Here is an 11,088-nt window from a genome sequence, read left to right as displayed (position 1 = left end):
GCCCAAAAATCCGCATCAAAATCAAAAAAACGACCTACAAGCGCGATGGCTCCCCGGGTGGTGAAATATCCGGGCTAGGGTATCCCGCGTCATCCGGAGGCTTGACTGCAGCTCGTCGACAACCGAGTCCCGCTCGCTTTGTTCGATCCGCTCCAACACGAGCCATGTCAATGTGAGCGCGAACCCGGCAACGTCCGTGCCACCGGCCGTGACCAGCAGTCGCATTCGGCCCACGCTTCCGTGGGCGCCCCAGCGGCGAGTGGAGAAGAGAAACAGGGCGGCCAGCGCGAGCGCCGCCACGAACCCGGAAAGCGCCAGTTCGTACACCAGGGCGCGGGGGGTGGTATCGGAGGAAGGAGCGGCCCAATGACGCGCGTCCGCGCGGGGGGAAAGGGGCGCGGCCGCCAGGTCGGCGTCGGCTCCCACGTCGTACGACCACGGCACATGCCCCCCAGAGAAGTCCGTCGCCGGCACAGCCGCGCAAAAGGTCCGCGAATCACCCGCCAGGGCGTCCAGCGCCACAGCCCCCGGAACAAGTAGAACAAGCAACAGGAGGGCGGAGAGGCGGTAGAACCGCATCACGTCGCAATTGAACGAGAACCAATTGCGTGCAGAAGTCATGGCCACTCCAATAGCCCGCGGATACATGGCATTGGTGCCAGGCACCCAGGCCCCAAGATCCCACCCCCATCGATTCTCGCACGCCCGGCGGTCAAAGTCAATTACAGGTGCGCCGGGAGCAGGGTCCTATAGAGTATGTTCTCTGCGCCCATGTGTGCATCAGGTGAGTAAGAGCGAAATCGGTGATTCAGCGAGCAACTACATCCCTTCGCGCAGCAATCATACAATACTTCGTATTCGTGGTGAAGCACGAAACCGAGCCCCGGGGCAGCACCAAGTCACTTAAGGTGGCATCCGAAGTACGCCCGTTTCCTCCGTCCTGCCTGCGACGTCTACCTGATCGAACTCAGGGCTCGATGGTGAAGGTCGCATTGCTCGCATCGAACAGGGTCGGCGTGGCGGCTGAGATGACCTCGATTGTCCAGCCGGGCCCGTAACCGTAGGTGGCCGGGATGTTCCAAATGTAGCTTCCGTCGTTGGGGGTTCCCCCCGCGAGGGTGCCGCTGTAGGCGCCCCTCCGGATCACAATCTTGATGGTGGTGCCAACATTGCCGGTCGATTCCCACCGGATTTCATGGGAGGTGCCCCGGCGGATTATCTCGCCGCCATTGGGCGACAGCAGGGTGAGGCTATCCATGGGGGGCGGCGTGGCAATCGTAAAGTTGGCGTCGCTGCTGTCGTACAGCGTCGGAATCGCGACGGAACTCACTTCGATCCGGTAATCCGTTCCGGGGAACTGCGCCGACGGTACGGTCCAGTTGAAACTTCCGTCGTTGTTCGTGGAAGAGGTTACGGTGTAGGTCTGGCCCGCGCTTCGGGCGACGATTTTCACGCTGTCGCCCGCCGGGCCCGTGGAGTTCCAGGTGATGGGGAGGACAGCTCCCTGAAGGTAAGATTCGCCGCCATTCGGGGTCGTCACCGTAATCGAAGCAGGCGCCGTGATGGAAAAGGTGGCGTTGCTGCTATCCAGTACAGCGGGAAAGGCTACCGAGCTCACCTCAATGGTGTAGTCGGCCCCGGCGAGTTGCGCGGAGGGGATAGTCCAGTTAAACGCGTTATCATTGTTCGTGGATGGGGTCACGGTGAAGGTCTGGCCTGCGCCGCGGGCAAGGATTTTTACGCTGCCGCCCACCGCCCCGGTGTAGTTCCACGCGATCGGCAGGACGCCCCCCTGGAAGTAGGACTCCCCGCCGTTGGGGTTCGTCACTGTTATCGTGGCCGCCGTCAGAATGGTGAAGGCGGCGTTGCTCGTGTCGCCGATGGCCGGCAGGGAGGTGGACCGCACCTCGATGATGTAGTCGGTTCCCGGCGTCTGGGCCGTGGGCACGGTCCAGTTGAAGCTGCCGTCGTTGGCGGTGGATGCGGCCACGGTGTAGGTCTGCCCCGCGCTCCGGGCAAGAATCTGTACATCGGCGCCGGTCGTTCCCGTTGTGGTCCAGGCGATGGGGAGGACCCCGCCCTGAAGATAAGATTCGCCGCCGTTGGGCGCGGTCACGGTAATACTTGGCGGCGAGGCAATCGTGAAGGCGGCGTTGCTGGTGTCGCCGATGCTCGGCAGGGAGAGGGACCGCACCTCAATGATGTAGTCGGTCCCCGGCGCCTGGGCCGTGGGCACGGTCCAGTTGAAGCTGCCGTCGTTGGCGGTGGATGCGGCCACGGTGTAGGTCTGCCCCGCGCTCCGGGCAAGAATCTGCACATCGGCGCCGGTCGATCCCGTCGTGGTCCAGGTGATGGGGAGGACCCCGCCCTGCTCATAAGACTCGCCGCCGTTTGGCGCGGTCACCGTGAGCGTCGACGGCGGGGCAATAGTGAAGGCGGCGTTGCTGGCATCGCCGATGCTCGGCAGTTCGACGGAGCGCACCTCAATGTTGTAGTCGGTCCCCGGCGCCTGGGCTGTGGGCACGGTCCAGTTGAAGCTGCCGTCGTTGGCGGTGGATGTGGCCACGGTGTAGGTCTGCCCCGCGCTTCGCGCAAGAATCTGCACGTCCGCGCCGGTCGTTCCCGTGGTGGTCCACGCGATAGGGAGAACCCCGCCCTGAAGATAAGATTCGCCGCCATTCGGCGCGGTCACCGTGAGCGTTCCACTGGGCAGGGTGTTCACCAGACTGAAGAGGCCGTTGCTCGTATCGGTGATGGCCGGTGCGAGAACGGCGGTGATCTCGATGTAGTAGTCCGACGCCACCGGGCTGCCGGGCATCCAGTCAAAGCGCCCATTGTTTGCCGTGACGCTGGTGACATTGATGACCGAGGCGCCCCGTCGCAGCGCAATCTTGACCGCGCCACCGATATTGCCGGTTGTGCTCCACGTGATCGGATAGGAGACATTGCGAAGGATGGACTCGCCGCCGTTGGGTGAAAGCACGGTGATCGTTCCGGCCAGTGGCTCCGTCCCAACGACGGTGAACGGCGCATCGCTGCTATCCAGGATGGTCGGGTTGGCCAGTGAACTGATCTCGACGGTCAGTCCGCTTACGGCTGGAAAATTCATTGGCACCAGCCAATCGTAGGCCCCGTCGTTCGGTGTGATGGACGAGAGCACCGCGCTGAAGCTCCCCTTCCGAGCGACGATTTTCACGTTGGGTCCGATGTCGCCCCGGCTGTTCCAGGTAATTGGCTGCAGCGTGGCCCAGGGAATCACCTCGCCCCCATTGGGACGGGTCACCGTGATGGTATCCAGAATAGGCGGCGTATCGCTCTCAAAGGCGCCAATGTCGTAGTTGGATCCGTCGCCCGTGACCGAACCGAGGCCATCGCCGTCGAAGCCGCGCGGCGTACCGTCGAAGTCCTCCACGACCGCGCCATCCGCCGGGCCGCTGGTATCGAGTCCCGCGTCGATGGCCGTCGAATCCAGCTCCAGGTGGTAGTCGGCCAATTGGTAGCTCTGGCCCGATAGAATCCACGAGGACTGGTCGCCCCGGACTTCGATGGCGTTCGATGTGTTGTCCTGGATGAGGAGCTGAACGGTCCTGTCCGCGGAAAGCGCGATCAACTGGCCCCGCAGCGCACCGGGCACAAAGGTGGCCGCGCCATCGGTCAGCGTGCTTCGCCCCGTGGTGGCGTTGTAGGAAACGGCCGCGGTCCAGGCGCCTTGGGGCATGGTGAAGTCGGAGGGGCCGTCAACATTACCACTCGCGCCGACAACTCCCGCGTTGATGGCGGTGGCGCCGTTGCGGATCACGGGGGCGCCGCTCACAAACTGGTAGTAGTCGCCCTCCGAATTTCCATCGAAGAGGCAATTTTCCATCACGAGTCCGGTGCCGTTGGCATAGTCGACCACGGCGTAGTTTCGGTTGCCCGCGAAGAGGCAATTGACAAAGACGGGCGTACCCGCCAGAACTTCCACGCCGCCGCCGCCGTTGGCACCCGCGTCGTTGTGCGCGATGGTGGTATTGGAAACCACCGTGCCCGCACCCCCGCCGATGCTGAGTCCGCCCCCGCCCATCTGTCCCGCATCGTTGCCACTGATAACGCAATTGGCGATGAGGGCCGTGGCCGCGTCCCCGATGAACACACCGCCGCCCGCGCCCCGGTTGCCGCCGATGACACAGCGCTCTATCAGGGGCGCGCTCGCGCCGCCTGCGTAGAGCCCGCCACCTTCGCCGTCCGTGTAGTTTTCGGCGATGGTCGTACTTGATATTACGGGACTCGCGTCGATCAGCCGGATACCGCCGCTTCCATTCGTGCCGGCCGTATTGCCGATCACGGTGCAGTTGGCAATCTCCGTGGTTGAATCGAGGCCCACGCCCAATATGCCCGCGCTGTTCGCCGGGCCGCTTGCCGGGGCGTATGCACCCGTCACGGTGAATCCGTCGAGAATGACATTTACAACGCCATTCAGCACCACGACGTTGGGTGCCGGACCGCCGCTGACCGCGATAGAGGCGTCCAGCACCGTCGTATGGGTTTGAATATCCCGGGTCCAGGCGCCCGCCTGATACCCCCCAATCAGATGTTCGTGGCTGTCGGCCATGAGCGCGCCGCCGCCCGTGCGCAAGTGGCGGTATGTGCCTTTGGCCACGCGGATAGACACCGTGTTTGCCGCGGTCCCGCGGACCGCCGCCACGGCCCGGGCGATAGTGGCCCAGGGGTGGGCCTGTGTGCCGAAGCCGCTGCTGTCGCTGCCCGACGCGCCATCCACGTAGACGCTCGAAAGGACCGATGCGCTGCTGGACGGGTTCGTGCCCCCGTCTACTTCCGTGCCGTCCGGAATACCGTCGCCGTCGGTGTCGGCAAGCAGCGGGTTAGTGCCGAGGCCCACCTCCTGACCATCGCTCAGCCCGTCGCCGTCCGTGTCGGACTGGAGCGGGTTGGTCGTGCGCGTCACCTCGTCGCCATCGTCAAGCCCGTCTCCATCCGTATCCGCCACCAGGGGATTGGTGCCCCGCGCCGCTTCCTCCGCATCATCGAGTCCGTCGCCATCGGTATCCGGCGAGGGACTGCTGGTGGATATGGTCAATTTCGCCCACTGTATACCCCAGCGATTGGAAACTTCGGCGTACTGCTGCAGTGCCCAGATCGAGGCGCCGTTCAGCGGATCGGGATAGATGCCGCTGTAATCGCCCCAACGCGGTCCGGTGTAGGGGCCGGCGCCCGCGCGGAACTTCTGGTAGCCATCCAGCGTCCCCGGCAGGCTCGACGGAGTGCGCCAGGCGTAGAAGGCCCCCACATACTCCGTGGGCGAACTTCCCGAGCAGGCCAGCATCATCACACCCTGGTTGTTGACTACCAGACTGGGATAGTAAAAGGAACGCTGCGCCGCGCCGTCGTCCAGCGCGCCCTGCTGTTCGGTGATGCCCGTTGCCGGATCCAGGCACCACCACTTGGCCCCGGTTCTCACGGCGCCGCCGGCTGGAAAGCCCGCGTTGTGGCAGGCCCAGATACGGCCGTCGCGATATACGGCGGAGAGCAGGCGGTCGTCGTTGGTCTCGATGGTCGCCGTGGATCCCAGTTGGGGGGCGTTGGGGAGGGATGTGGACCACGGATCGCCCAGCGCCGCAAAGGGCGCGGCCAGAAAGGTCGAAGCCCCGAGGATTCCGCCGAGGGTGAAAAGCTGGATCCGCCCCTGAGAAAACAAGTTGGCCGAACCCGTGCGCACCACATACTGGGTACTCACGTCGGCATCGAAGGTGCACACGGGCACCAGCGTGCCTCCCGCGTTCGTAACCTTGAAAGTCTCTCGGGTCAACGCGCCGCCGTCCAGCGCCGAGGCCTTGTTGATCCGCCAGAATTGCACACCGGTGAAGGTGTCGTCGGACACGCGGAACATGTTCCCCGTGACGGTGATCTCGTCGAAAGTAAAGCCCAGATTCCCGTAGTCCAGCCAACTTAGGTTGGCGGGATCCGCATCCAGAACCCAGCGGTGCCAGATTCCCGTCGGATCACTGTTTGCGCTGACGGCCAGCAGCAGGCTCGAGGAGGCGCTGCGGCGATCACCGCACGTGATCATGATGTAGCGCCCGCTATGGGGATCATAGTAACTGCGCGGGTCAAAGGCGTCAACCACCCCCAGGTCCTGCCAGAAGGCCAGAAGCGTAATCGAACTGATCACGTTGCCCGAACGATCTTGAATGCGAACGCTGCCGTTGGTTGCCAGCAACAAATGATTGGGGCCCACCGCGCCGTTGGTATCCGGCGGCAGGGAAGTGCCCGGGGCGATTGCGGGAAAGCTCTCGGCAACGACCGGGGCCTCCAGTTGGGAAGGTTGACTCCAAGCCGAAAAGGAAAGCCCTGTGGTCGCGCAGAGAATCAAAAAAATAGCGGCGGCGCGAAGATCGAATTTTAAGCTGCTCATCAAGTGAGGTTTCCAGTCCACCAGAATTTAAGGGCGGAGTATAGCACAGATTACAAAAAAAGTGCCCAAATTCTGTGCATCGGGTTCGTGTTGGATCGGGTCGCCAGGACGGTTCCGGATCTGCGGTGGGAACAACAAACCCGAGCATGCCAGTGGGAGCGCGAAGCACGCGGTAAAGGCTGCGCCGCCCCCGGGCGGAGAGCGGCGCGGCCATCGGTTCAAACCGGTAAATCTATCTGACGCCTCAGGTCATCGTGCATCCAATCGGAGTTTCCCCTTCTCCTTCGCCCTCGCCTTCCCCTTCGCCTTCACCCTCGCCCGCCGTGGGGTTCGGATTGACAAAGGAGGCCAGGGCCATACCCGCGGGGATCTCGAAAATGGGGTCGTTGAAATCGGCGCCAAAAACCGCCTCGGGGCTTTCGCCGAACCAGTCTTTGATGACGTTGGAATAGATGGAACGGAAATCGACTTTGTGGGCGAGGTTGCCGCGCAGGAGCGCTTCCTCGCTCAGGTCGGGCTGGCCGCCATAAACGCCGCCCTTCACACCGCCGCCGAAGGCCATGATGGCGCTCGCGCCGCCATGATCGGTGCCCATGCTGCCGTTCTCATCGATGCGTCGCCCGAACTCGCTGAACGTGAGCACGAGGACCTTGTGCAGATTGCCGGTGTCGCGCAAGTCGCTGAGAAAGGCGTTGAGCGAGTTGTTGAAATCGCCCAGCAGGTTTGCGTGCTCGCCGTAAGCGGTGTTGCCGTCCGTTTGATTGGCGTGGGTGTCGTAGCCGCCCTGGCTGCAATAGTAGATCTTGGTGTTGCGTCCCGAGCGGATGAGCTTCGATACATTGCGAAGACCCTGTCCGAGACTGTCGCCGGGGTACTCGCGCAGGTCGGGTGTTTCGCTTGCCTGGTTGAATTCTTCCACCGTGGCCTCGACGACATTCTCCACGCGCTGGATATAGTCCAGATCCGAGCTGGGGACGTTGAGTCGGTTGAAGGCCGAGAGGTAACGCGCCAGCAGGCCGCCGTCATCGGGCAGATAGAACTCGTTCAGGTCGCTCACACGGGGCGGCAGGTAGAGGTCGCTTCCCGCGAGGGTATTGGGCAACTCGTAGGTGTTGAGGGCGAGCATGGACAGGGCGGGGATGTCCTCGGGGTTCACGCCGGCGCAGGCGTTGTCGAAAAAGCGGGCAATCCAGCCCCGGCCATCGGGCACGGTAACGCTGCCGGGGGAGGCGCCAAACTCGTAGTAGTCCGTGGAGAGGAAGTGGGAGAGATTGGGATTGGGGTAGCCCACATTCTGCAGCAGGGCCATATAGCCGTCGTCGTACCAGTTCTTCAAATCGCCCATGCGCGGGTGGAGCGCATTCAGGCCGTCGCCCAGTTCATGGTATTCGCCGGTGATGCCGATATTCGGTCGGGCGATGTAATAGCGATCATCCTGATAGGGGATCACGGTATTCAGTCCGTCGTTGCCGCCGCCCATCTGGAGCAGCACGAGGATGCGGTCTTCGAATTCGCCCGCGCCGAGGCCGTGGGCGGATTTGGCCACCCAGACGGGCACCGTGGCCGTTGCGCTGATATAGGCCAGACTGCCGAGGCTGGCTTTCATAAAATCACGTCGTGAAAGTTTCATGGATCGGGTTCTCCCTTCGTTGCGTGCTGGGCGCGATGTTCCGGTTGGGGTTACTTCATCTGCCACATGGGGAGGGACATCATGAGAAAGATGAGCCCGCGCACCTGGCGCCGGAAGCGGTCGGGCGGCCAGTCGGATTCGGCCGCCTGCTCGTTGAGAAACGTTATCATGCCTTCTTTGGCGCCCGGTGCCCACCGATCGATGTCGTCCTGAATAATGGCTTTCAGGAAGTAGTCCCGGAGCCCTTCGTAGTCTTCCGGGTCCAGTACGCCGCCATTGATGACGGTGAGATCGTCAATCGCCTCCTCGGTGACGAAGCGCGAGGTGGTGCGCTCGAGAAACTGGTAGCGATTGAGGAGATACTCCGCATTGATCCAGGGGCGGCCATGGCGCCAGCCCGAGACGTTGGGCGGGCTGAACAGGGTCATGCCCATGTTCCGCATGCGGTCGATGGGCGCATCCCACCAGAATCCCCGTTCGTAGTCGAAATCCTCCGGGGCAATACCGACGGCGGCCTGGGACATGCGCAGCCCGGCCACGCAGAAGTCCGCCGGGGTCTTGGTGATGGTGAAGAAGTTGTCCGTATCGTAGAAGAGCTTCGACAGAAAGAGCCGCCGCATGCACGCGCGAAGGTCATAGGGGTAGCGGCGCTGCGGATAGGGGGCGCCGTCGCTGCCGCGCATGTAATCGGCCAGTTCCAGCACGGCGGGATCCGGCGGATCGAGGGTGACATTCTGGTTCAGAAACCAGCGAAGGATCTTCCACGACATGTAAACGGCCGCGGCGGGAAGGTCATTGTAGGGGGCGGAGAGGCCGCTGACATTGGGGTTGACACTGACGCGGGCAAGAATGAGGTCGACAACCTGGATCAATTCGCCGCCGGCGTTGTCCTCGGTGACCGTGAGGCCAAAGACGTTCTTGTCTCCCGACGCATGGTTGCCCGCGCGGAATCGGTAATCGAAGGCATCCGGCGAGCCGTCGTCACGTATGCCGTCCAGGGTTTCCCCGGTCAGGCACTTGGCAATTTCGCGAACGTCTTCTTCGCTGTAGTTGTCCACGCCCATGGAGAACAGCTCCATGATCTCGCGGGCATAGTTTTCCTGGGCCCGGCCTTCGCCCACGCCGTTGAGCCAATTGTCGAGGTAGATCAGCATGGCCGCATTGCGCGATATCTGGATCAGCGTCTCGCGGAAGTCGTCGAGACCGATCTGGCGCAGGAGCCGGTTCTGCTCCAACAGGAGATCGCACGTGGCCTGGTAGGAATCGATACTGGGTTGATAATCACCCACGACCTGGCGCACCTTCCCAAATTCGGATACGAAGTGGTCGTGCAGGAAGAGGTTGAACTGCTCCTGGAAGGGTTGGGATGTATAGAACATCCGGTAGAAAAGATGGGCTTCCAGATGGCGGTCATAGCGCGGAGACTTGACCTCGGCCTCCGCCGGGGGCTCCTCCTCGCCCTCCGCACGATTCGGGAGGCCCGCAATCGGCCCGCCCCAGCGTCCGGGGCCCGAAGGCGCGTCCAGGTTCGGATCTTCCGGCTGTATGTCCAAAAGACTGTCGACTGCGGCGTAAAGGGCGTCCTGGGTGCCGTCGCCCACCGCCACCGCCAGCTCGGCCGCTGTGGCGCCGAAAGCCGCGCGCCGCCAAAGATGGGCGGCCTCCAAATCAGACCAATTTCCATCTTCACCCACACGATACTCGTCCAGTAACGCCATGGTACTCCTCCCGTGGTCGGATCTCCGACCTTATGCAGATGTTGCACCCCCGATTCTGGATTTCGAACGTCGTCATCCGCCCTAATCATATGGGGAAAATACCCCATGTCAAGTGGCGAAAAATATCATAAGGGCGCAATTCTCGAATTTGGTGGTGCCGGAAATTTGTCGATTTTCTGTGTTGCCGGCGCGCGAAGTAAAGAATTTACTGTAAATATGCGGGAAGGACGCGTTGGAGAGGCCGTCAGGGGTGAACTTGAGAAATATCGCCCCGGTGCAGAAAAATTACGTGCGGGGGTGCGTCCACACCGGGATACAGGCGCAGAACGCCTCGACCGGGAGAGGAGTGCCGTGGGGGCGGCGAGCGCCGAATTTCAGCTTGCCATTGCAACGCGCTTGATGGTGTCGTCAACCTCGCCCTTGTTCAGGAAGCCGATGTTGAAGGCATCGATGCAGCCGAGTCCCATCACGAAGCTGAGACTGCTGTCGATCTTGTCGGCGATTTGTCCTTCGCCCAGGATCTTCATTCCGATCATGCCCTTGCCATTGTCGTGGGCAGTTTTCAGTACTGCGGTGACTTCCTCCGGGGTTCCGTCCATCTTCACGCCGTAGGGGTTGATACGATTCAGCATGATATCAACCCAGTCGAGGGAGGCCGCGGTCTTCATGGCATCCAGATTGTGGCAGGAGACGCCCAGAGCACGGATCTGACCCTTTTCCTTGGCCTTGGACAATACTTCCATGCATGGCGCGAGGGTCTCGTTCCAATTGCCTTCCGTCATGCAATGAAGCAGCACAATATCGAGATAGTCCGTTTCCGCCTCCTTCAGAAAGCGCTCCACATCGGCCTGGGTCTCTTCGGCGGTCTTGCTGGTGGTCTTGGTCAGCAAGGTCAATTCGTCGCGCTTCATCCCCGCCTTCTTCTTGGCTTCCGCCATGTACGGGTGGGAGCCGTACATGTCCGCCAGGTCAAAATAGCGGATGCCCTGTTCGTGCGCATGGATCAGCGTATCCACGAAGACATCCTTGCCCGCACGAATCTGTGCGGAGTCCTTGTTCCAGGACACGGTCCCCGTCCCCATGCCGAGGAGCGTCGTGGTGATGCCGGTCTTGCCCAGGGTGCGGGTGGTGGTGGCGGTGAGGGCCTTCACTTCGGCACGGCTGGCGCCTGAATACATTAAAGAGGCGGCGAAAGCCCCGGCCGAAGTCTTCATGAAAGTGCGGCGGTCGATGGAGCGCATGGCGGACATCCTCCGAGGGTTGCGAGCGGCATCCGAATCGAATTGAAGCAATTGTTTCCACTCTACGCCATTCGAGGCGTAACATCA

5 protein-coding genes are annotated in these 11,088 nt (G+C 62.3%); all 5 read right to left on the bottom strand.

Features of this window, described 5'->3' with window-relative positions; genetic code table 11:
* Window positions 1-21: 21 nt before the first annotated feature.
* On the bottom strand, window positions 22-621 hold the full coding sequence (locus JNK74_22220; GenBank protein MBL7648901.1) for a hypothetical protein: 600 nt from the start codon (window positions 619-621) through the stop codon (window positions 22-24).
* A 346-nt stretch (window positions 622-967) separates the two neighbouring features.
* Complete coding sequence (locus JNK74_22215) at window positions 968-6,412, bottom strand: right-handed parallel beta-helix repeat-containing protein (protein MBL7648900.1); 5,445 nt, start codon at window positions 6,410-6,412, stop codon at window positions 968-970.
* Between the two features lie 244 nt (window positions 6,413-6,656).
* Window positions 6,657-8,042, bottom strand: coding sequence for a DUF1501 domain-containing protein (locus JNK74_22210; protein MBL7648899.1), 1,386 nt, complete (start codon window positions 8,040-8,042; stop codon window positions 6,657-6,659).
* A gap of 50 nt (window positions 8,043-8,092) precedes the next feature.
* Window positions 8,093-9,760 carry a DUF1800 family protein gene (locus JNK74_22205; GenBank protein MBL7648898.1) on the bottom strand — a complete coding sequence of 556 codons (1,668 nt, stop codon included), beginning with the start codon at window positions 9,758-9,760 and terminating at the stop codon, window positions 8,093-8,095.
* A 374-nt stretch (window positions 9,761-10,134) separates the two neighbouring features.
* Complete coding sequence (locus JNK74_22200) at window positions 10,135-11,001, bottom strand: aldo/keto reductase (GenBank protein ID MBL7648897.1); 867 nt, start codon at window positions 10,999-11,001, stop codon at window positions 10,135-10,137.
* Window positions 11,002-11,088 lie beyond the last annotated feature (87 nt).

This window comes from Candidatus Hydrogenedentota bacterium, assembly GCA_016791475.1.
In the GTDB taxonomy this organism is placed as follows: Bacteria; Hydrogenedentota; Hydrogenedentia; order Hydrogenedentales; family JAEUWI01; genus JAEUWI01.
Note: the sequence above shows the minus strand (reverse complement) of the source record. Positions and strands in the feature narration are given on the sequence as shown.